The organism is Rhodococcus sp. 06-1474-1B, assembly GCF_002258885.1.
GTDB lineage: Bacteria > Actinomycetota > Actinomycetes > Mycobacteriales > Mycobacteriaceae > Rhodococcoides > Rhodococcoides fascians.
In genome coordinates this window covers 526,867-549,051 of the sequence record NZ_NOYR01000034.1, presented here as the reverse complement: position 1 = coordinate 549,051, position 22,185 = coordinate 526,867, and the positions used below count along the sequence as shown (strand labels likewise).

Genomic DNA, 22,185 nt, shown 5'->3' with positions numbered 1-22,185 from the left:
AAGATCATGGCTCCCCTCGCCGAGACCCGACTCGTCTACATCGCCCCGTCCGCAGGCCGAAGCGGTGTGGGCGACTATGCCGACGACTTCCTCGATTCGGTCCGCGATCACTTCCTCGAAGTGATCGAGTACCGCATCGCCACCGACGGTGCCGAGACCGTCCGCGACGTCCTCACCAACGTCCGTGCAGTGCGTGCCTCGGTGCTCGCGGCCGAGAAGCGCGGCCCCGTAATCGTGCACTTCGAGCAAAGCGCCGGATCGCTCTCGACGTTCTGGGCCTCGTGGCTCCCCCGCCGTATCCCGGTGACCTCCACGGTGCACGACGCCCCCAACCCGGCGTGGTGGCCGTTCAAGACCAAGCTGCTCTATCGATTTCGGCTACTGCATCACGCCGTGCATTACCCCACCCGACCCCTGATCGCGGCACTGCAGCGTCGAGCCACGAGGGGCCGCACCCTGTTCGCGCTCACGAGCATCGGTGCCGACAACGTGGGCATGCAGATGACCGGTTCCACCACGGTGGCCTCGCGTATTTTCGTACCGGCGCGCGGCGAGCTGCCCCCGCTGGCCGAACGACCTGCCGCGGTGGGCATGTTCGGCCACGTCTACAAGGGCAAGGGATTCGAGCTCATCGGCCGGCTGCGCGAGCAACTCGATGATTCGATCGGAATCGTGGTGGCCGGACGCGGCACCGACACGCTGCCCGCCACCGAGGGCGTGCAGGTTCTGGGCGAGGTCAACGACGAGAAAGAAGATGCCTTTTTCGCCTCCTTCCGCTTCTTGATCGTGCCGTACTCCAAGGACAATCCGTACGGAAAGGTATGGGCCGCATCGAGTGCGGTGTCCCGCTCGTTCGCCTACAACACCCCGATCATCTGCATTCTCGACGGCTCGTTGGTGGAGACCTCGTCCGAAGGCGGGGCGATCGGAGTCGAGGGTGGCATCGACGCCATTGCGGCCAAGGCGAATTCGATCATCTGCGACGAGGGCCAGCTCCGTGCCAGTGAGGCCGAAGTCCGCACACTGCGGCATGCCCGCACCATCGACCGGTGCGCGCAACCCTTCCTCGACGCCTGGGCGGACCTGTAGCCATGCCCAGAGTCGTTCCGAACAGCAACATCGTCCGCGCCGGGCTCGCCTCGTTCTGGAGCTACAGCGGACGAGTGTTCGGCCTGCTGTGGACAGCGGCGATGATTCACACTCTCGGTGTCGGCGAATACGGAATCTACGCAATGGGATTCGCCGGTGCAGCACTGCTCAACGCTCCGCTCGACAACGCCTTCTTCGTCCGGTCACTGCGGGTATCCGAGGACGATTTCCAGCGTGAACGATGCCTGCGTGTGCTGTTCGGTACCGCCATCGCGGCCATCGGGATCGCCGTGTACACCCAGTGGTACGTGGCCGGATTCGCGATTGTCGTCGCCGCAGGCGAGCTGCTGTTCAATACCTTCAAGAGCAGCTACCTGCGGGAGAGCAGACCGGATGTCACCATGCGGTTCGACGCCGCACGACAACTCGTCGCCATCGGCCTTGGTGGCTCGTACCTGTACCTGGCACAGGATCCGCAGCTGTACGTTTCGAGCACGCTGTATCTGTTGCCGTACATCGTGATCTGGTGCGCCACGCTGAGGTTCGTACCGGGACGCGCACCCCAGATGTCGGGCAACCGACGCGAGATCACCCTGCTGTCCTCCGAAGCATTCGCCGCCGCGGCATACGCATCGGGAGACGTCCTCATCATCGGGTACGTTGCCGGATCCGATGCGGCAGGTTATTACTCGGTTGCGATCGTCACCGCCCTGGCCATCGCCTCGATCGGACAGAATTATGCGAACACCTTCGTAAATTCGCTGCGCGATGCGCACGGCCACGTCGATTCCGCTCCCCCGGTGAACAACATCGTGAAGGTCTCGCTGACGACGGCAGCGGCGATGGCAGCCGTGGGCGTCGGAGTGCTGCTGTGGGGAGGCTACGACGACGTCGGCTACGTGGCACTTATCCTGTCGCTCTTCGCTTTCGGCCGATCGGTCAACTTCGTGTTCACGATGATCCTGTCGCTGCAACATCGAGATGCACTGAGAGTGCGCGCCACAGCCAGTGTGGCGACGCTGAAGGTGGTCTCGGTGTTCGTTCTGGCGCATTGGCTCGGTGGGTACGGCGCAGCCATCGCGTGCGTGTATTGCGAGTTCGCCATGCTCGTCGTCTACCGTCGCGCGATCTACGTACACCGTCCCGCGGAGGTGAAACCGTCGTGAAGGCGACCTTCCTGCTGGCGAAGGATCCCAGCCACGAATCCACCGGTGATCTGACCATGGCGAGACTGGTGATGGGTATTGCCGCCGAGTCCTACGACGTCCGGGCCATCTGCCTGTCGACTCGGCCCGAGAGCACAGCCGACGGCTGGCGGCGAGTTCCCAAGGCCGACGCAGATATCAAGACCATCGCCCTGCGCAGCGCTCGCTACCGTAAGAGTCTGGTGCACAGCAGGTTCGACATCGACTCCGTCGTCGCCGCCATCGACGACACCGATTCCGACATCTTCGTCGCTGACCACACCTACATGGCCGAGCCGTTCCTCCGCTCCACCAAGGCCGGCACCATCCCCCTTGCCGTCAGCACAGTCGTCTCCGAGACTCTGGTGTGGAAGGCGACCCGGGGCCTGATCGGAAAGCTCGATTCCACGCGCATCCTGCGCGACGAACTGCGCGTCGCCCGCGGGGCGTACACCGTGGGCACCTACGACGAGGACGAGGCCGAGTTCTACCGACGCGCAGGTATCGCCCGTACACACTGGCTGGATCTGACACTCCCTCCCAAGAAGCAAGTGAACATCGCGAACTCCGGCAATCGATTGGTGTTCTTCGGAGATCGCACGTGGCCTCCGAATCAGGAGGCCTACAAGATTCTGCTGGGCTGGTGGCCGCAGATCTGTGCGGGCATCGACGATGCCGAGCTCTGCATCGTCGGCACGCCCCATCCCGACGCGGCCGATCTCGACCTGCCCGACGGGGTCCGTGATCTCGGATTCGTCGACGATCTGGCCGGCTTCCTCGACACCTGCCGCGCGCTCGTGGCACCGATCGCTACTGGGGGCGGCGTCCGCGTGAAGATTCTCGATGCAGCCAGCCGCGGTCTGCCCGTCGTCGGTACTCCCGCGGCGGTCGGCTCCCTGTCTTCCGCTCTGGGCATCGAGGGCATCGCCGATCCGGCGGTCGCCATCGAACGGTGTCGCAAATTCCTACTGGACCGGTCGGCCGCTGTCGCCGCAGGCCGCGAGCTCTACGAGCGAGGCGAGCAACGTTGGCAGAGCCGGGTGCCGCACGACTCGGTGAACGACTGGCTCCGACCGTGCTGAATCGTGCGGCACTCGGGGCCGTGTTCATCACAGTGGCGTTGCCCCTGGTGCTCGGCATCGGGTTGGGCAGCGGCCAGAAGCTCGGTCTGACTCTCGGGGCCGCGCTCATCGCCGGTCTGGCCGCCGTCACTGTCGCTGTGGTGCAACCACGCTGGTCCTACGTGGGCTTGGCGTTCAGCGCGGGATGTGCGCCCTTCGCTGTGCTCCCAGGCGCGGGTCTACCCATCGCGTTGCTGATGGTTGTAATGGTGTGGATTTCTGCGATGACACATCCAATCCAACTCGGCCCCATCGACCCTGTCGAGATCACCGTGCTGATTCTCATCGCGGCATCCTTCGTTTCGCTGATCGCCACGGCGGTAAGGATGCAGGACATCACCGAGTTCACTCGGTGGCTCGTCGCAATGTCGGTAATTTTCCCACTGCTGCGGTTGGCGAAGGATGATCTACGCCGCTTCGGCCGCGTCTTCGTCTATGGCGTCGGCACCGGATCCGTCTTCGCGCTGGCTATGTTCTTTCTCGACAAGTCCGGCTCGTGGATGAACCACCTCGCCCCGTTCGGATACGGAAACACCGGCATCATCGGTACGCACCTGCGCTTCTACCAGGATGGCATGACGCAGGTCGTGCGGTTGACGGGAACCTACATCGATCCCAACGTCGCCGGGATCTTCACCCTCGTGGGACTGACCCTCGCGTGTGCACTGCTACGCGGTCGGCAGCGAATTGTCTATGCCCTCATCATCGGCGGAGCCTTGGTGATCACTCTGAGCAGAAGTGCCATGTTCTCCGTAGTCGTCGCCGCAGTCGCGTTGCTGATGTTCCAGAAGATGCGGGCCGACAAGCGCATCACGATCATTGCCGGCTGCATCGCCGCGGCCGCTTCCACCCTCGCTGTACCCGCTGTTGCCGATCGAATTTTCGATTCCTTCTCAGCTTCCGATACCGGCACCCGCGCCCGCACCGCAGCCCTTTCGGATTTCCCTGCTGCCATGGAGGGAAACTGGCTTTTCGGCAAGGGCTGGGGAATAGACGAATTCACCAACGAGGTGGCGGGGTACAACGCCAACTACGTCGCGAACTCGCCGCTGGTATCGATCTATCGCGGGGGCATCTTCGTCGGCCTTGCCTTCGTCCTCGTCCTCGTCGCAGGAGCCGTCCTCGCGCACCGAAATGCGCGGAAGGAACCCTGGGAAAGCGGGGTGGCCGGGGCCGGCCTCGTGGGCTTTTCACTGGTAGGGCTGCAGCTGGACTTTCCCGTCATCACCAACCCCTCGGTGACGCTCGCATTCGTCGTGTTGCTGACCTTCGTTGCGGCAGATGCTGTGGAACCAACTGACGACTCGAACATTTCAGCGCCACAGCCACTTCCGTTCGTGGATAGACCCGTTGCACCGCCAGCGCCACCGCGAAAGGTGAACAAGCACCATGCCTAAGCACTCACTCGAGCACATGCGTAAGCAGACAGCACCACCTACGCCAGGCTCCGAACCGCCGAAGCAGACATGGCTCAGCGGACTCGAGGGACCTCGTGGGATCGCATGTCTGTCAGTCCTACTGGTGCACGTATCGGCCCACTACGCCCCCAACATCGTCGACACCATTCGCATCGACTTCCTGGGACAAGGACTGACGTTCTTCTTCGTTCTGTCGGGTTTCTTGCTCTACCTGCCATATGTACGAAAGCTGTACGCGGGCAACACACAACCGTCGACTCGGCGCTACTTCATCGCACGCGTGCGGCGCATCTTTCCGGCATACCTGTTCATATTCCTGGTCACCAACTTCATCCTGCAGGCCTCGTATGTGGTCAATCCAGTCAGTGTCGGATGGACCACGTCGGACGCCGGAACGGGCATGATCACCAACCCCTTTCACCTGCTGGCTCAACTCACCCTGACCCAATCCTTCTTCCCGTCGACGTTGCAGACCGGACTGAATCCCTCGTGGTCGTTGACCGTGGAACTGACCTTCTATCTGCTGCTGCCGCTGATGGCGATGGGGACATTCTGGCTCAGCCGCAAGACATCGATATCGACTTTGAGACTGGCGCTGATCGCCCCAGCCGTTCTGATCGTCGTCGGTGCCGTCACCACCTCCGTCGTCATCGCGCTCCAGAATGCCAACCCACAGCTGACACCCCTGGAGCGTTTCTGGGGTCCGAACTGGATCGCCGTTCTATCCCGTAGCTTCCTGGCCCTCGCAGACAACTTCGCCATGGGCATGATCGCGGCCGTCGTGTACGTCGCAATCGGCGGCGGGGCACTCAAGGCGTGGTCGACGATCCGCATCCAAGCCGCCCTCGGGGTTACCGTGCTCGTCTTTCTGGCAACAGCGCTCTGCTGCTTCGTTGTTGCTCCCCGTGTGATGGCCACGCCGTTCGCGATCGCCTCCGCCGCCCTGGTCCTGCTGATCATCACCCCGCTCGCGCGCGGCGAGCACTCTTCGATTGCCGCAGTGACAGATTGGCGGCCGATCAAGTACGTCGGAACCATCTCGCTGTCGATCTACCTGTGGCACTATCCGGTCATGTTGCTCGCCGAGCGAGCAGATATTCCAGTACCCGCCACATACTTCGGCGTGCTCTGGAGCTTCGCGGCTCTCTGCGGCGCCACGATCGCCATCGCGAGCCTCACCTACGTGGTGATCGAAAGACCAGCGATGCGATTGTGGGCGTAGCCATATGAGTAGGTCTGGCCGCCAGGTCGTGTCACGTCGCCTCTTCATCGGAACGGTGGCCGCCGGGTCAGTGGTGGGTGCCCTGGCTATCGCTGGATTCGATTCACCAACACGGACGCTCGGTCCCGCGGAGAACCCACCCGAGACCGCACCCGTTCCAGTCGGGTATTCCACAGGCTCGAGTTTGCTGTTCGGTGCCACCACAGACGTAGATCGAACACTCGACGTCATAGCCGCCTCGCACGGCACTGTCGTACGCATCGACATCATGTGGCATGTCGTACAGCCGAACCCGGCGACATACGACTGGAGCATGGTCGACTACGTGGTCGACGCCGCGCGGGCACGCAACCTGAACATCCTCGGCGTCCTCTGGTCGTGTCCGACGTGGGCGGGTTACGGAACTGCTCCCACAGTGACGACCCGGCCCGCGTCCGCCGCCGCATTCGGTGCCTTCGCCGGTACCGCGGCCGGGCGGTACAACGGCCGAATTTCGGCGTACGAGATATGGAACGAGCCCAACGGGCGGCAGTTCTTCGCACCGACGCCCGATGCCGCCTTCTACACGTCGATGGTTCGCGCCGCCTATCCCAAGATCAAGGCAGCAAGTCCGACTGCCACGGTCGTTGCCGGCGCGATGGGGCCAGCTGACAACAGTGACGGCAAAGTGCATGCGATCGAATTCCTGAACCAGATGTACACCGCGGGACTACACGGCCACTTCGATGCACTCTCGTTTCACCCCTACGACTACGCAGCACCATTGGCGATCGGTGCACTCTACGACAACTCTCCGATGCGTCAAATGGTCGAAATGCACTCGATCATGAGACGCTACGGGGATGGAGACAAGAAGATATGGATTACCGAATATGGCGCTCCGACAACAATATTGACGCCACAGCAGCAGTCCGACCTGATCATGAACACGTTGCTGCAATGGACCGAAGTCTCGTATGCAGGTGCCTTCTACATCTATACCGTACGAGACGCGAACTCGAGCAGCAACGATGACGAGGACCGCTTCGGGGTGGTGAACACCGACTACTCCGGCAAGTCTGCCTTGGCCACGGTCGCCACGCTTCAGCTTGCCGGTCTTCCGGCCCGGCAGGAAGCGATACTGTTCGGGGCCAATCGGGACTCACCGCTCGGAGCGCCGATCACGCCGGTCTACGAGATGGGCGGAGGCTTCGCGCAGGAGCATGTCAACGGCACTCGCTTCCTGACCAACAACGGTTGGTTCAGCTCTCCCGTCCCCGTCGGCTCGATTGCGCGCCGTTGGCAGTTGGTGCCCGTTGCACCTTTCGCCAACGGAACGCAGGACTTCGACAACCCCGCCGGCTTCCGCGTCTTCAGTCACGCCACTTACGGAACCCACGCCGTCCATGGGGCAATTCTCGCGGCCTGGACAACAGCACACGGTTTCCCCACCACGGACGAGTACCCCTATGCAGACGGCGTTGCCATCGACTTTGTGAACGGGCGAATCGCGTGGTCACCGACGACGGGGACCACTTCTTCCTAGGTCAGCGGCACATGACACAAATAGAACCACCAGGCAGAGGGCAAATGCACCCGGCGCGATCAGTACGCGCCTTCGCTCTTGGCGACCGCAACAGCGGTCTTCGCGATGATAAGCAAATCGCCTGTCATGGACCAGTTCTCGACGTACGAGAGATCCAGACGCACGCTTTCTTCCCACGACAGATCAGATCGGCCACTCACCTGCCATAGCCCGGTGATGCCCGGCTTGACCAGCAATCGTCGCCGCACTTCGCCGTCGTAGGTTTCGACTTCTCTGCGCAGCGGCGGGCGCGGACCCACCACACTCATCTCGCGGGTGAGGACGTTGACGAACTGCGGAAGCTCGTCGAGGCTGTATTTGCGCATCACCTTGCCGACGGATGTGACGCGGGGGTCGTCGCGCATCTTGAACAGCACGCCCGCACCCTCGTTGAGGGCAGCGAGATCCTGCACCCGCTTGTCTGCGTCCTGCACCATGCTGCGGAACTTGATCATCTGGAACGGCTTGCCGTCCATACCCATTCGCTCGGACTTGTAGAAGATCGAGCCCTTGCTGGTGAGCTTGATGATCACGGCGAGGGTGAGCAGAATCGGCGAGATCACCAGCAACACCGACGCGGCGAAGACGAGGTCGAAGGCCGTCTTCCCGAATTTCTTTGCCCCGTTGTACTGCGGCTTCTCGACGTGGATGAGCGGGAAGTCCGAGACCGGCCGCATCACCAGTCGCGGGCCGGCGACGTCCATGACGCCGGGAGAGACGACAAGATCGACTTTCTTCTTCTCGAGGTCCCACACCATCTTTCGCAGGCCGTGATGGCCGATGTGCTCGGTTGCCGTCACCGCGACAGTGTCTGCGCCGGAGACCTCGATGGCCTCGACGACGCTGTGCTCGTCCCCCAGCACCGGAATGTCGATGCCGTCGATCGTGAAGGACGCGGCGCTGCTGGGCTCGTAGTTGGGCAAGCAGATGCCGACCACGCTGTAACCCGCTCCGGGCGAACGCTCGAACGACCGCGCCATCGACAACGCCGAACTCTTACTTCCGACGATGAGCACCGCCGTCTGATACTCACCACGCGCGCGCTTGCGCGCGACCACCTTGCGCCATCCCCATCGACTCAGCAGCAACCCGATCAGGCCTACGGGAAATGCGATGGCGAGATACAGACGCGCGATGTCGAAGCGAAACAGCAGAGACAGAATTGCCACCGTGCCGAAAAGCCGGAACGTGGCCGAAATGATGCGTCGATACTCTTCTGAGCCATTGCCGATGACCCGAGGGGAACGAGTGCGGAAGATGGCGAGGAACGTCGGCCACACTAAAGCGAGGGCACCCGATACGCCGATGTAGCCGGCAATCGACCATGGATTGCGAAAGTCGATCTCACCGAAACGGATGATCTGCGCAACCGTCACGGCGAGGAGGACCACCAGCGTGTCGGTGATGCGCAGTCCATCGATGTAGTGCGACTCCCACTCACGACGCGAGGTCACCTTGCGCAACCGCCGAGCGTCGCGTCGAGACACGACCGATCCCAGCGCGCCCGAGCCGCTGATCGCCAACTGATTCCCCTATGCATCCGCTGTATCGCGCCCTGCGCGATCGACACGACTGCGTGCCACCCCACGGAGCAGACTAGCTGGTCCTACTTGCTTTGTCCTGATGAAGATCGGCAGGTAGACGCAGGTCGTTACATGTTTTTGCGGGATTGCCTCGACGTGTCCGCTACGTTGCACACGGCTCTCAGAACTCCCCCTCGGGAGGTTCCCGCCCATTCATTAGCTCCGAATCGTCGAATCGAAGTCAAGGGTTGTCGGTCGAACGTCGGACCGATACCGAGGTGCTAGCGTGTGGCGACTTCGGGGGGAGCGTTGTGAGTCTGAAAATGCGTCTACTGCGCGTCGCGGCGTTACTGGGACTGTTCTTGGCGGTCGGCTACCTGCTGCCCAAGCTCGGCCCACAAGCACCGAACTCGTACCAGGGCGTCACCGCGCCGACGTCGGAGGCAGCCACAACGCTGCCGCCGAAGGGAACCACGACTGCCTCGAAGCCTCCGCCAGGATTTCCGTCCATGGAACTTGCTCCCCCGGAGAACGACGTTCCCGACGGCGACCCGATCCCCATCGACACCAAATACGGCATCCGCTACACAGTGCCGGGAGACTGGCAATTTCAGCGGGGTGGGGTCATGGGGTGGGAGAACGACGAGGAGTCACTGCGCTTCGGCGACTTCGCGGAGGTCGAATACGACTACTGCCCCGAGTTTCGGGACGGAGTCTCGAAGGCAAGCACCGGAATCACCGGCCGTAGCGGAGTGGACGTGCAGACTGCGGCGTTGGAAGTGAGTCGTCGAACTGACATCATTTTTCGGCGGGCCCCCGACGACGACGCCGTTATTCAGTACTCGGAGCCCATCAACCTGCAGATCAATGACGCACCGGCGGTTCGGTACACCGTCACTGCATCGAACCTCCTGCAAGAGTACGACTGCGATCCACCAGCGGCATCCATCGACATTGTTGCAATGCAGGGCTTTTCGAATGCAACCGTCGCCGTGTTCATGGTCTTGGCCGAACAACAGACAGACCGGTCGATCTCGCGCGACACGATCGACGACATCATTGCCAGCCTTAGTCGAACGCCAGGGGATTGAGGATTCGCATAGACGCCGGTGATGTTCCTGCGGCAGATGTACGCCGCCGGGGCAGCCGGATTCATGGGGAGCCTGAACAAGGCGTCGACCCTGCCCTACATCGGTCCGGTCTTCGTGCATTCGTTACGTGACGCCGGAACCGACTCCGACTCCGACTCCGACTCCGAGCAGAACTTTGGACTGCTGCGGGCGGACTTCACCCGCCAGCCGGCATTCGACGTGGTGCGGGGTCGAAGCGCTGCAATTCCCGCTCCACTCTGGGGCCTGTGTCGCGGAATCCCCGCTGCTGAACCGTCGAGTGGAGCGTTCTGTGCAATCGAAGCGGTGGCAGTGGGTCCAGAAGATGCACTCCACACGTCGCGGTGAGAAATTAGGCTGTCTCCGAACTCTTTTCTGCCGAATCGACGAACGGATATCCCTATGGCCGACAATCCGCAGAAGCCGAATGCCGGTACGTACGTGCTGTACGGAGTAGTCGCGGGCATGTTGGCAGGTGTCATCGTCGGCGTTCTGATCGACAACCTCAGCATTGGGATCGGCGGAGGCATGTTTCTCGGCGCTCTCGTGTCGTCGGTCTTCATTGCCCGCATGAACCGACCTCCAGGCTCGGGCCGCTGAACGAAGGGAGCGCTACCTATGGAGTCCGTGTGGGACTACACGCGCGCCGACAGTCTCGTCTGGCAGCTCCCGATGTACTCGACCACTGTTGTACCGCAGAACAATCCGGGTTTCGATCCACCCGCAGCATGGGTACGTGCGCTCGACGCCGTGGCGCGCGACCTGGAGTGCCTGCGGGTCGGCCGCCAAGTGAGCATGCACAGCCTCGTGTGGGAATTCGAGATCAACCCGGATTACTGCGTGATCATCGGATGGAGCGGCGGCGGCTTTTACGGATTCGGGCGAGGCGACGGCATGTCGATGGACGCGGACTATCCCGACGCTGTCGAATGGGTAGCGGAGACCGTGCAAACGGAGTTGGCGGGGTACGAATTCGTTCAGTGGCCGAGCCGCGGCAAGCACCTACTTCATCCGCGCGGTACGCAATGGGTCGATCCGCACGACAACACTGTTGTCACCGATATCGGGTCCCTCTGCAGCACTTGACTTTACGGTGAGATGCCCGCCTGGAGAAACTCGCTTTTCCGCACGGAGACGCCCGCCAGCCCACTCTCGAGCCCTCGCTGGCGACGCATGCACTGGCAATGCCCTGACCTTTCGGGACGTGCTTGCACTGAGTCTCTGGATCGAGAACGCTACCGCCACCGGCATTTAGACCTGGAACACCGTTCCAGTTGTGGCAGGATTTGCGCATGCCCGAGAAGAAGCCGACACCCGCGCGACGTTCCGATGCCCTGTCCAAAGGGCGCATCGTGCAGGCAGCGATCGAGATGCTCGACGAGGGTGGCACCGATGCTCTGACGTTTCGCACCCTCGCTGCACACCTGTCCACAGGTGCCGGGGCGCTCTATCACCACGTCAGCAACAGGGAAGATCTGCTCGCGGCAGCGGCCAAAGCCGTCATGGCGTCGGTATTGGAATCCTCGCCCGAGAACGAACCGACAGAGCAGGGCGTTCGCGGCGTGATGATGAGGGTGTTCGACATGATCACCACGCGGCCATGGGTGGCGACGCAACTCGCCGGCGCGCCGTGGCAGCCGGCCGTCATGCATCTGTTCGACCGCATCGGAACCGAACTGGACGTACGCGGAGTTCCAGAAAATGCGCAGTTCGACGCCGCGTCCGTGCTCATGTACCACGCTCTCGGGGCTGCGAGTCAGCGCGATGCCGGGAGGCAACTTGCCGCCACGGTGACGGACCGCGCGACATTTCTCGACTCCACACGCTCGGCGGTGACGGATACCGGCGACTATCCGTTCCTCACCCGAATCGCGTCGCAATTCGCCGAACATGACGACAGAGAACAATTCCAGGCCGGTGTCGACATCATCCTGGCCGGTATCGACCGCGGTTGAACCGACCGCCAGCCGACACCCCCGCTTGACAGCCTTGGAACAGTGTTCCAACAACGAGCGGAGACAGTCATGGGTTCATCCATTTCGATCATCGGTGCAGGACTCGGCGGCCTGGTGCTGGCACGGGTACTGCACGTGCACGGAATCGCCGCCACGGTGTACGAGGCCGACGCCACGCCTGACGTGCGCACCCAGGGCGGGCAGCTCGACATCCACGAGGAGGACGGGCAGGTCGCCCTCGCCGCGGCCGGGCTGACCGAACAGTTCCGCGCCATCATTCACGAGGGAGGCGAAGCGACTCGCGTCCTGCGTCCGAACGGTGAGGCCCTGCTCGACGAAGCCGACGACGGCACCGGAGGTCGACCGGAGGTACTGCGCGGCGACCTGCGACGCATTCTGCTCGACTCACTGCCGGCCGACACCGTTCAGTTGGGGCACAAGCTCACCTCCGTCCGGCCACTGGGCAATGGGCAACACGCACTCGAGTTCGCGAACGGAACCACGACGGTCACCGATCTGCTCGTCGGTGCCGACGGCGCGTGGTCACGAGTCCGATCCCTACTCTCCGCAGCCCAACCCGATTACGTGGGTACCGTCTTCGTCGAGACCTACCTGCACGACGTCGACGCACGTCACCCCGCGACGGCACGCGCAGTCGGCGGCGGTGCGATGTTCGCCCTCACCCCGGGTAAGGGAATCTCCGTGCACCGCGAGGCCGGCGACATCCTGCACACGTACGTTCAGCTCAATCGCAGCGTCGACTGGATCGACGCGATCGACTTCACCGACGCCGCCTCGGCCAAAGCGACGGTCGCAGCCGAATTCGATGGGTGGGCACCGGAATTGACTGCGTTGATCACCGATGGCGAGACCGCGCTAGTTCCCCGAAAGATTTTCACGCTCCCCAACGACCACCGCTGGGATCCCGCGCCGGGAGTGACCCTCGTGGGCGATGCCGCACACCTGATGCCTCCCTCCGGAGACGGCGCGAATCTCTCGATGTTCGACGGTGCCGAACTTGCTCGCGCCATTGCCGATCACCGCGACAACATCGACGAAGCGCTGTCCGTCTACGAGAAGTCCCTGTTCACCCGCAGTGAGGCAGTGACCATCCAGTCACACGAAACGCTCGACCTGTGTCTCGGGGAACGATCCCCGTTCGGGATGATCGATTTGATCACCGGCGTCACCCCTGCGAGCTCGGGTGATCGTCTCTCGCAGTAAACGATTCACTGCCCGACGCCGTATCGAGCGCGAGGGCTGCAAGCAGCCGCAGGCCGTCCTCGCTGGCACTGCCGGCCGCGGCGCTCAGGACGATCATCTCCATTCCCGGCTCACCCGGCAGAGCGAAGTTCTCCTGATGAAGCTCCAACAAACCCACCAGCGGGTGACGGTAGGCCTTGCGCCCGTGCGTTCGAGCGCACACATCAGCGCGTGCCCACAGTCGACGGAATCGGTCACTCCCCATGGACAATTCACCGATCAGCGACGCCAACTGAGGGTCGTCGGGATACTGTCCCGCAGCTAGCCGAAGATGACCGACGACATCCATGGTGCAGGTGTTCCAGTCGTCGTACAGCCCCCGCTCGGTTTCCTCGAGAAAGATGTGCCGCGCGGTGTTCAACCCCGGGACGGGTTGGCCGTAGAGCACACGTGCAAGTCGGTTGGCCGCAAGCACATTCATGCGGTGGTCCATGATGAACGCAGGTGCCCCCTGGACCAGATCGAGGACGTGTAGAAGTTCCGGTCGCACGCGCCCCTTCGGGGTCTTTGCGGGCCGACGACGTCGGCGGGCGAGCCGATCCAGGTGCGCCCGTTCGGTGTCGTCCAGAGCGAACACCCGCGCCAGAGCGTCGAGAATCTGCTCGGACGGCTGTGTGGCGCGGCCCTGTTCGAGACGAACGTAGTAATCGATGCTGACGCCCGACAGGTGGGCGACCTCCTCGCGCCGTAGCCCGTCGACGCGGCGATATCGGTCGACGGGGATTCCGACCGACGCCGGATCGACACGGGACCGCCGAATTCTCAAGAAGTTCGCCAAATCGTCCACAACTGAAGTATCCCCCGGATTCGTCGGTCGAGAGTGGTACCGCCGATACCAGGAACACCGACCACAGGACATCGCGCCCCTGAACGAGACGGGCAGAACGAGACAGGGTGAAGGCGTCACTCGAACACAACTCGACAACAGGGAGCACCCGTGAAGACGCTCATCGTCTACGCCCACCCAGAACCGCAGTCGCTCAACCACTCGCTCAAGGATCTGGCCGTCGCCACGTTGGAAGCCGCCGGTCACGACGTGCAGGTGACCGATCTCTACGGATCGAATTGGAAGGCTGCATTGGACGCGTCGGACTACGGGCCCGCCGCCTCATCGCCACTGCGGGTGGCTGCCGATTCCGGCCGCGCCTTCGACACCGGCACCCTCAAGTCCGACGTCCGCGCCGAGCAGGAGAAGTTGCTGTGGGCCGACACCATCATCTTCCAATTCCCCCTGTGGTGGTACTCGATGCCCGCGATCCTGAAGGGATGGGTGGACCGAGTGTTCACCTACCACTTCGCCTATGGCGTCGGCGAACACAGCGACACCAAGTACGGTGAGCGCTTCGGCGAGGGAACCCTCGCCGGCAAAAGAGCACTGCTGTCGGTGACCGTGGGCGGCCCTGAAGCCCACTACTCGGATCGGGGCATCAACGGCCCGATCGACGACCTGTTGTTCCCCATCCACCACGGCATCCTCTACTACCCGGGGATCGACGTTCTGCCTCCGTTCGTCGTCCACGGATCCGATCGATTGACGGCCGAGGAGTACGCAGTTGCCGCAAAGAACTGGGAACGGCGACTACTCGAACTCGAGACAACCGAACCGATAGCGTTCAGGAAATAGAACTTCGGCGACTACGAAATGCCGTCACTCCGCCTCAAAGACGGCCTCGAACAACCCGGGCAGTCGAGTTTCGCCTTGCACGTGCGGTCGCCGGTCACGCCCGGCGAAGAACGTCGCGTGTGAGCTCGAGCTGGCCGAGGTGTTGGGACAGCTCACGCACCAAGTGTGTCAACACCCATTCCGGGGTGGCGGTTGCCAGCTCTGGACGCGTGGAACCCATGACGGTCCGATCGCGAATCCCTTCGCGCAATGCCATATCCACCCACTCGGGCAGACGCGCACGTACATCGTCGACCCGTGTGATCAGATCATCGACCACGCCGGTGGCAGTGAATTCGGCGGCGCGGTCCCGCGGGATTTTCAGGCCGGCGATCACCGAGCCTCCCCAGTGCTCGATCATTGCAACGCAGTGGAACACGATTGCGTACGGACTGTTGGCCCCCGGCAGATCCGGTCTCGTATTGGCGAACTCGTCGCCCAGGCCCCTGAGGATCTCTGCCATCGACGACAGACTCTCGCCGGTGACCACGAGAGTGGCGTCGGCTACGCGTCTTTCGATGTCGTCCTGCATCACCGGACCGTACACCCGGCCCGGCCAGCCGACGCCCTCTGCCGCGCTGGACGGCACCGGCCACAGAACGTAGGACAGCACAATCGAGCGAAGGTGGTTTAGATTAGGGCATCCAAACTACGCTTGAAGGAGACTCGATGAATCCCGTGGTGAATCGGCGGACTGCGTTGTCGATGACGTTCGTGTCGGTCGCCGGTCTCGTTGTTGCCGGCTGCACCAACGGCTCGGCGGAACGTTCGGATGACTCCAGTTCGGCGGCGAACGTCGAGAGCGGCGCGTTCCCCGTGACGATCGAGCACAAGCTCGGTTCCACGACCATCAACTCCGCTCCCACCCGTATCGCCGCGGTGGGCATCGGCGACTCCGACGTGCTGCTGTCGTTGGGTCTGACGCCCGTACTGGTGCCGGTATGGAAGGGCTCGACCGACGACGGAATCGGCATCTGGGCCGAACCGACCGTCAAGGGTGACGAACCGATAGCACTGGCGAACGCGACGACCGAGTTCGATGTGGAGACCATTGCGGCCGCCGCCCCCGATCTGATCATCGCCGTCAACAACGCCATCGACGACAACGTCTACGCGCAGCTCAGTGCGATTGCGCCGACGGTGCTGCACGCTGCGGGTCAGACCGATTGGGTGCTGCCGTGGCAGGAGGTGACCACCAGAATCGGGCGTGCGGTGGGTTTGCCGAGCGCCGCTCAGGCCGAGGTCGACCGCGTCGAAGCCCTTGTGGCGCAGGCTCGAACCGACAATCCGCAGTTCGTCGGCAAGACGGCTGCATTGGTCATCCGGTGGAGTGACGGCAAGCTACGGGCGTTCAGTCCCGACTCGGCGCGGGCCCAGCTGTTGACCGCACTCGGCTTCGAGGCACCCGCCGCATTGGCGTCCCAATTCGAAGGCAAGCTGAACACTGAACTCTCGGCCGAGAGCTACAGCTTGCTCGAATGCGACTACCTCTTCTTCGACAATTACGAACTCCACCGCGAGTCCATGGAATCGCAGGAGACCTTCACCAATCTGGGCGTCGTGCGCAACGGCGGATTGATCGCGCTGGATCCGATTGTCTCCGACGCAGTGTCGATGCCGAATCCGCTGACCATCCCCTTTGTGCTGTCTGCGTTCATCGACGACATCAAGGCTGTCGACGCGGCCAGATAGCGTCGGACATCGACGACCACACACCGAGCACGACGGCAGGCGCGGCGATGCAGCCGGCGACCACCAACCATGGGGTCGCCGCTGCAACGCTGCCGTCGTCGAGGCGATCGTAGAGATACCCGACGCCGATCGTGCCGATCAACGACAGACATCCACCGATGGTGTTGAGTAGTCCGAAATGCGCTCCCAGATAACGCTCTCGGGCAATTCGAGCGAGCGTGTCTCGCATCGAAGGCACCATCAACATCTGCCCCAGATGCAGTAGCGCAATCCACGCTGCAATCTGCACGTACGGCCACACCGAGTCGGTGACGGTGCCTGGTCCTACCGCCGGAATCACGAACGACGCCGCCATGACAGCCAGGCCGATGGTTGTTGCGGCGCGCGATCCCATCCGTGCGGCAACCGCCACCATTGGTCGTTGACCGACGATCACCAATACCGCTGCCCCCACGTAGAACCAGCCGAGTAAATCCAGCGAGCCGATGCGTAGTGAGAGTTGCTCGGGCAGCATCAAATACAGCTGAGCGAGCGCGACGAACTGTGCGCTGCACAGCGTGGCCAGGACGACGTAGCGTCGATTGCCCAACACCACACGCCAGACCCGGGTGATGGAAGTACCGACGACACTGCCGGTTTCGATTGTTCTGGGGAACAGGAAGTAGAACCCGATCCACATGCCGACGAACAGCATTGCGGCTACAGCAGCCGATGCCGAGAACGGAAAGATCAGGAGCACCGCCCCCAACGCCGGCCCGAGCACGGTGCCGAGCCGACTGCTCATCTGCTCGTAACCGAACAGTTCGGTGCGCTTGATGACGCCCGCGTCTTCGAGCTGACGACCGATATCGGCGTTGGCGGATTCCACCGCAGGCGCGAACAGTGCTGCGGCGAAACCGATCAGCAGAATCCCGACGATCACAGCGGGGAGGCTGCTCGCAAGCGCCAGCACAACGAACCCGACGATGCGTATTGCTATGCCCCACAGAATGACCGGCCGACGCCCGAATCGATCGGCGATGCTGCCGCCGAGAAAGAACATGCCCTGCTGACTGAACGTGCGCAGCCCCAACACGAGCCCGACGATCCAACTCGCGAATCCGAGTTCCTCGGACAGATGCACCGCGAGAAACGGAACCACCAGATAGAAGCCGACATTGAACAACACCATCGATGCCAACACCAGCTTGACCACCGACGGAAGGTCTCGTAGCCGACCTCGCGCCGACGCACCACCGACTCCAGGGTTGATCGTCACGAACGTCGACACTACTGGCGCCGGTCTCCTCAGTTAGGAGACAAAGTTGATCCCGGGATCAGCGGGCCCAGAGGCGCAGACTGTTCGGGGCGCGGTCGGCAGGTGTCACTCGCAGCAATCGCAGCGGTGCTCGCCCGATTCGGTACGGACGGGTATCGGCGCGCAGCAGGTGTCTCCTCTCCACGCGTTCATCCCCTCCTTCGTGGCAAGGCCGGCAATGACGAGGGCTGCTACTGGGTCGGCCCACGAAAAACCGGAGAGACTGTTAAGGATCAATCCGATCAAAAGAACTGCGGAGAGGTAGGTGCACAGCAAGGTCTGTTTGGAGTCGGCGACGGCGGTGGCCGAACCCAGCTCGCGCCCGGCCCGGCGCTGAGCCCACGAGAGCGCGGGCATGATCACCAGACTGAATGCAGCGAGGGCAATTCCGACTGCGGTGTGCTCGGCGGCTGTGAACCCGAACAGCGCACGCACGGCGTCGATAGTGACGTACGCTGCCAGCCCGAAGAACGAGAACGCGATCATCCGGAGAGCGACCTTCTCTCTCGTTTCGGGATCCTTGGCCGAGAACTGCCATGCCACAGCCGCTGCCGACGAAACCTCGATGATCGAATCCAGGCCGAACCCGACCAACGCGGTGGACGAGACCCGAGCACCCTCTGCGATTGCGATGACCGCTTCGATCACGTTGTAGACAATCGTCACCGCGACGAACCCGCGAATGCGCGTGGACAGAATGGCGCGCCGCTCGACCGAGAGCCAGTCCGGCGGCGATGGCATGCCCGGTTCGGCGGGCATCAGCAGCACTCTTCGGTGGTCGACGCCGAGCAGCAGGTCGGGTCGACCGCAAGAACAACTTTCAGCAAGTCTTCCAGCGCCAAACCGATTCTGTTGTCGGCCAGCTCGTATCGGGTTCTGCGTCCGTCCGGTACGGCAACGACCAAGCCGCAGCCACGCAGGCATGCAAGGTGATTCGACAACTTCTGCCGCGTCACACCCAATGCGTCGGCAAGTTCGGCCGGGTACCTCGGCGCATCTTTCAGCGCTAGCAGCACTTGCGTGCGGGTTTCGTCGGACAGCGCGTGGCCGAATCGTGACAGCACCGAAACGTGAGTCAGCAGGTCCATGCCGCAACGGTACATCGGATTCTGTATTCAGGGAAGAGTGAACTGCCCCGATCATCCGCGATCGTCGAAACCGGACCCGCCGACAACGCGGAGAATTCTTTCCGAAACTGGCCCCGCCGACCGATAGGAACGCTGGAACGGTCACACCGTCGATGATGTCCTCCAGACAGGTCGATGACCGTGCGAAATCTCAGGTGCGCGTGCGGGACTACTGGGTGTCAAGAGCGAACTGATCACCGCTGTTAGGGTTTGCCGACATGAGGCGGTCGATAATCGCGATTGCGGCAGCAGTAGCCGCATCCGCTTGCGGTGTCCCTGCTGAGGCCCCACCCAGCACAACGCCACCGACCGCTGAGCGTTATTACACGACCGCTCCTACCAACGCCCCCGTCGACCAAACCGCTGTATGCACCGACTCCGACCAGCCGAACATCACCGAGGACGATTACGTCACCTATTGGCAGACGGTGTTCGACGACCAGCGTGCCGCCTACCCGGATCAATCGTTCCCATCACCTGCACAACTCGCCGAGGACAAGCGCACGGAGTGGCAGCTAGGGCCGAACGACGAAGTTCCGAGCGGCGGAGATGCAGCCTTCTCACGTGCAGTGTGCGGTCTGCCCATCAACGACGGGCAGCTGCACTCGGGGGTCGAGTTCCGCGCCCTCCGAGGCCAGGTTGCACAGCATGGACGCGCAGCGTGCAACTCGGTCGCAGGTTCCGGAGTCCGCCAGATGTGGGAGCAACTGCATCCCACCGACCGGGCGGCCCCGTCGATTGCTGGTGATCAGGCAGCACAGTTCGATCTTCTTGTCTATTCGGCACTGGCATATGTATGTCCGCAACTGGCCGACTACCAGGGTCTGCCCGTCATGAAAGATTGTGCCGACTTCACGCCCGACCCCTCGGCAGATCCCGAAGCGCGGGTTTTCTGTCGCGGTGAACGCTGAGCTCGGGATGTCGTCGTCTGGCACGCACTCCGTCATGATGTACCGGTGCCATCTGTCGATCCGTTCCACGCCCTCGTTCTGATGAACGCCGTATTTGCCTCAGCAGCATGGTCTCTGGCCAGGCCGTCGTGGCCCGCGGCGATATCGCTGAGTGCCGTCTCGGTGTTGTGGCTGTTCTTCAACGCCCCCATCGAAGGCAGGACGTTGTACGTGGTCGACGCAGAGAGAGGTCTCACCGAGTCCGACTTCCTCACACTCGCTGGGCTGGTGCTGGCCGCAGTGACGATTGTCAGGGTCCGGCGCAGGCGGCCCGATCACGCACCGAACAGCAGGAACAATCCGCCGAATGTGTAGAGCACCATCACGACCATCATGGCGAGTTGACCGGTAGCCGCGTGTTCTTTCGGCAGAGTTCGCAGCGACGCGTCATGGGCGAGGGTGATACCCACCAGGTGCCCCACCACGACCGCCAGGACGGCGATGCCGGCGACGACCGACGGGTGGTTGGACAGGACGTAGGAGACCGATGCATCCCGCAGCCCCAATACATTCGCGCCGTTGCCGAGTGGATCCGACAGCGAAATGATTGTCTGCTGCCCCTTTTCGACGAAGTACGTGAGGTAGTGAGCCGTCATGTAACCCACCACGATCGGAATCAGGGAATGGGCCAGGAGCCCTGGAAGCGCGGCACGGCGAACACGCGACACTCCCCCGGTGGCACGGGCCGCAGACCAGAACGCCGCTCCGACAACGCAGATGACGGCAATCAACCCGAGGGTTCTGGTCGGCACCGATCCGAGAGCGGATTCGTCGACCAACGAACGCCATGCCGGTATCTGCCCGATACTGTCGAAGGCGGTGGACCCGAGCAGAACGGCAAGCACGGCCACTGATCCCCGCTGCACCGGCAGGCTCACCGCACCGTCGAGCGGATACCGCAGCGCCAGCAGGCCGGACGCGGCATCTCGGGTGAGTGGAGACAACCGAGATACCGTGTCGCTGTACACCTCGAAAGGATCTGCACGAAAGAACCATTCGTCGCCGAAGATCGCCGCACCCACCGCCATCACTACGACGTACACCGCGCACCACAGACGAACAGCCGGTACCGAGCCCGAGTCGGGCGAGGCCAGTTCGAGCCAGACGAACGCGAAGAGACCGACAACTGCTGGTACGCAGCCCCATTCGCGACGGTAGGCGACTATCGCCGACGACGTCGGACGACGCAACAGGCCGCACACGACGCGGTGTACTGCCCGCATCGGAGACACGATTCGCCAGAACGGCCCGAACAGCAGCGACGCCGGAACGATGCCCACCCACACCAGAACGTAGAAGGTGCCGAGCAACGCGTTGCTGGAATCCTGTGGCCCCCACACCGATGCTGCGGAGACAGTGCCCGCCAGCAGCACCGACAAGGTCCAGATGAGACCCCGGACGATCGCCGAATCAGCCACCACCGTCGTCCGCGGCAACGCCACGACGACACGCGTGGCGTCGAGCCTGGGGCGACGCCACGCGAACAACAACAGCACGAACGACGCCGCCAGCGCCCACGCCCCTCCGATCAGGGCGTAGGTGACCGGGATCGGCAGATCGGTCGACCCGCCGAGGCCGTGGGCGAGAATCACGGACGAACGACAAGCGTGGCGACAGTGCGATCGCTGTGGTGCAGTTCGATATCCACCTGTCCGGGTACGTCGACGGTGAACGTGAACAGCTGATCTTTGCCCGGCTCGATCTCGAAGGTGTGCTCGGGAACCGAATGCACATGCAGTTCGTCCGTTATATCACTGCTGATCGACATCGAAATCAATTGCCCCACAGAGACGTCGAGGCGTTGATTGGTCGGTTCGACCGTCCCGCCATTGATCGACAGATTCATCCGCAGGGTATCGGGCTGCGCGGACACCGACGCGGTGGAGTCGGTGCTGGGCACCGGTTCTGCCGCGGTGGGCGAGGTAACGTCGGACGACGATCCACAACCGGCCACCAACGCCACCGCTGCACATCCGATGATCGCTGCCCGCACTGGCGACAGTCCCAT

23 protein-coding genes and 1 pseudogene are annotated in these 22,185 nt (G+C 62.8%); 16 read left to right on the top strand and 8 right to left on the bottom strand.

Annotation, left to right across the window (positions count from 1 at the left end; all coding sequences use genetic code 11):
• Positions 1-6: 6 nt before the first annotated feature.
• Genes CH266_RS24430 through CH266_RS24405 form a run of 6 tightly spaced genes read left to right on the top strand, consistent with a single transcriptional unit; the run spans position 7 to position 7,559 of the window.
• Positions 7-1,089, top strand: coding sequence for a glycosyltransferase (locus CH266_RS24430; protein WP_094716344.1), 1,083 nt, complete (start codon positions 7-9; stop codon positions 1,087-1,089).
• 2 nt (positions 1,090-1,091) lie between these two features.
• Positions 1,092-2,255 carry a lipopolysaccharide biosynthesis protein gene (locus CH266_RS24425; RefSeq protein ID WP_094716343.1) on the top strand — a complete coding sequence of 388 codons (1,164 nt, stop codon included), beginning with the start codon at positions 1,092-1,094 and terminating at the stop codon, positions 2,253-2,255.
• Positions 2,252-3,355, top strand: coding sequence for a glycosyltransferase (locus CH266_RS24420; protein WP_255176013.1), 1,104 nt, complete (start codon positions 2,252-2,254; stop codon positions 3,353-3,355). Before CH266_RS24425 ends, CH266_RS24420 begins: the two co-directional genes overlap by 4 nt.
• Entirely contained in the window at positions 3,301-4,791 is a 1,491-nt protein-coding gene (locus CH266_RS24415) for an O-antigen ligase family protein (RefSeq protein ID WP_094716342.1), read from the top strand. Before CH266_RS24420 ends, CH266_RS24415 begins: the two co-directional genes overlap by 55 nt.
• Entirely contained in the window at positions 4,784-6,034 is a 1,251-nt protein-coding gene (locus CH266_RS24410; protein WP_094716341.1) for an acyltransferase family protein, read from the top strand. The genes CH266_RS24415 and CH266_RS24410 overlap by 8 nt, the downstream gene beginning before the upstream one ends.
• Positions 6,035-6,062: 28 nt before the next feature.
• On the top strand, positions 6,063-7,559 hold the full coding sequence (locus CH266_RS24405; RefSeq protein ID WP_176457199.1) for a cellulase family glycosylhydrolase: 1,497 nt from the start codon (positions 6,063-6,065) through the stop codon (positions 7,557-7,559).
• 59 nt (positions 7,560-7,618) lie between these two features.
• On the opposite strand, the gene CH266_RS24400 is transcribed toward CH266_RS24405, so the two are convergent.
• Positions 7,619-9,085 (bottom strand): sugar transferase, encoded by a 1,467-nt coding sequence (locus CH266_RS24400; RefSeq protein ID WP_255176012.1) that lies wholly within the window; start codon positions 9,083-9,085, stop codon positions 7,619-7,621.
• A 347-nt stretch (positions 9,086-9,432) separates the two neighbouring features.
• Here CH266_RS24400 and CH266_RS26000 point away from each other — a divergent pair, with 347 nt between their 5' ends.
• The 6 genes from CH266_RS26000 (at position 9,433) to CH266_RS24370 (ending at position 13,409) form a co-directional block, all read left to right on the top strand.
• The gene (locus CH266_RS26000; protein WP_255176011.1) at positions 9,433-10,212 is read left to right on the top strand and encodes a hypothetical protein; all 780 of its coding nucleotides are present in this window, start codon (positions 9,433-9,435) and stop codon (positions 10,210-10,212) included.
• A 21-nt stretch (positions 10,213-10,233) separates the two neighbouring features.
• Complete coding sequence (locus tag CH266_RS25995; protein WP_094732976.1) at positions 10,234-10,578, top strand: hypothetical protein; 345 nt, start codon at positions 10,234-10,236, stop codon at positions 10,576-10,578.
• A 54-nt stretch (positions 10,579-10,632) separates the two neighbouring features.
• Positions 10,633-10,830, top strand: a complete 198-nt coding sequence (locus CH266_RS24385; protein ID WP_094716339.1) for a hypothetical protein — start codon at positions 10,633-10,635, stop codon at positions 10,828-10,830.
• 18 nt (positions 10,831-10,848) lie between these two features.
• Complete coding sequence (locus CH266_RS24380) at positions 10,849-11,316, top strand: hypothetical protein (RefSeq protein ID WP_255176010.1); 468 nt, start codon at positions 10,849-10,851, stop codon at positions 11,314-11,316.
• Between the two features lie 206 nt (positions 11,317-11,522).
• Positions 11,523-12,185: a TetR/AcrR family transcriptional regulator gene (locus CH266_RS24375; RefSeq protein WP_094716338.1), complete on the top strand. Its 663-nt coding sequence runs from the start codon at positions 11,523-11,525 to the stop codon at positions 12,183-12,185.
• Positions 12,186-12,254: 69 nt separating this feature from the next.
• The gene (locus tag CH266_RS24370; RefSeq protein WP_094716337.1) at positions 12,255-13,409 is read left to right on the top strand and encodes an FAD-dependent oxidoreductase; all 1,155 of its coding nucleotides are present in this window, start codon (positions 12,255-12,257) and stop codon (positions 13,407-13,409) included.
• Here the strand turns inward: CH266_RS24370 and CH266_RS24365 are convergent.
• The gene (locus CH266_RS24365; RefSeq protein WP_094716336.1) at positions 13,372-14,235 is read right to left on the bottom strand and encodes a helix-turn-helix transcriptional regulator; all 864 of its coding nucleotides are present in this window, start codon (positions 14,233-14,235) and stop codon (positions 13,372-13,374) included. The genes CH266_RS24370 and CH266_RS24365 overlap by 38 nt on opposite strands.
• Positions 14,236-14,385: 150 nt before the next feature.
• Here CH266_RS24365 and CH266_RS24360 point away from each other — a divergent pair.
• Positions 14,386-15,195, top strand: a pseudogene (locus CH266_RS24360) (NAD(P)H-dependent oxidoreductase).
• Here the strand turns inward: CH266_RS24360 and CH266_RS24355 are convergent.
• Positions 15,167-15,724 (bottom strand): DinB family protein, encoded by a 558-nt coding sequence (locus CH266_RS24355; RefSeq protein ID WP_255176008.1) that lies wholly within the window; start codon positions 15,722-15,724, stop codon positions 15,167-15,169. The pseudogene CH266_RS24360 and the gene CH266_RS24355 sit on opposite strands and share 29 nt — an antisense overlap.
• Positions 15,725-15,780: 56 nt before the next feature.
• Here CH266_RS24355 and CH266_RS24350 point away from each other — a divergent pair, with 56 nt between their 5' ends.
• On the top strand, positions 15,781-16,803 hold the full coding sequence (locus CH266_RS24350; RefSeq protein WP_094716335.1) for an ABC transporter substrate-binding protein: 1,023 nt from the start codon (positions 15,781-15,783) through the stop codon (positions 16,801-16,803).
• On the opposite strand, the gene CH266_RS24345 is transcribed toward CH266_RS24350, so the two are convergent.
• From CH266_RS24345 to CH266_RS24335, 3 genes are all read right to left on the bottom strand, one after another.
• The gene (locus CH266_RS24345; protein ID WP_255176007.1) at positions 16,778-18,061 is read right to left on the bottom strand and encodes an MFS transporter; all 1,284 of its coding nucleotides are present in this window, start codon (positions 18,059-18,061) and stop codon (positions 16,778-16,780) included. The two genes, CH266_RS24350 and CH266_RS24345, sit on opposite strands and share 26 nt — an antisense overlap.
• A gap of 105 nt (positions 18,062-18,166) precedes the next feature.
• On the bottom strand, positions 18,167-18,859 hold the full coding sequence (locus tag CH266_RS24340) for a cation diffusion facilitator family transporter (RefSeq protein ID WP_094716380.1): 693 nt from the start codon (positions 18,857-18,859) through the stop codon (positions 18,167-18,169).
• Positions 18,859-19,188 (bottom strand): ArsR/SmtB family transcription factor, encoded by a 330-nt coding sequence (locus CH266_RS24335; protein ID WP_176457198.1) that lies wholly within the window; start codon positions 19,186-19,188, stop codon positions 18,859-18,861. Before CH266_RS24335 ends, CH266_RS24340 begins: the two co-directional genes overlap by 1 nt.
• 257 nt (positions 19,189-19,445) lie before the next feature.
• On the opposite strand from CH266_RS24335, the gene CH266_RS24330 reads away from it, so the two are divergent.
• On the top strand, positions 19,446-20,138 hold the full coding sequence (locus CH266_RS24330) for a hypothetical protein (protein ID WP_141214573.1): 693 nt from the start codon (positions 19,446-19,448) through the stop codon (positions 20,136-20,138).
• 45 nt (positions 20,139-20,183) lie between these two features.
• Positions 20,184-20,492, top strand: coding sequence for a hypothetical protein (locus CH266_RS24325; protein ID WP_094716332.1), 309 nt, complete (start codon positions 20,184-20,186; stop codon positions 20,490-20,492).
• On the opposite strand, the gene CH266_RS24320 is transcribed toward CH266_RS24325, so the two are convergent.
• Together CH266_RS24320 and CH266_RS24315 are read right to left on the bottom strand one after the other, a co-directional pair.
• Positions 20,453-21,769, bottom strand: coding sequence for a hypothetical protein (locus CH266_RS24320; RefSeq protein ID WP_094716331.1), 1,317 nt, complete (start codon positions 21,767-21,769; stop codon positions 20,453-20,455). The genes CH266_RS24325 and CH266_RS24320 overlap by 40 nt on opposite strands.
• Entirely contained in the window at positions 21,766-22,185 is a 420-nt protein-coding gene (locus CH266_RS24315) for a hypothetical protein (protein ID WP_032383104.1), read from the bottom strand. The genes CH266_RS24320 and CH266_RS24315 overlap by 4 nt, the downstream gene beginning before the upstream one ends.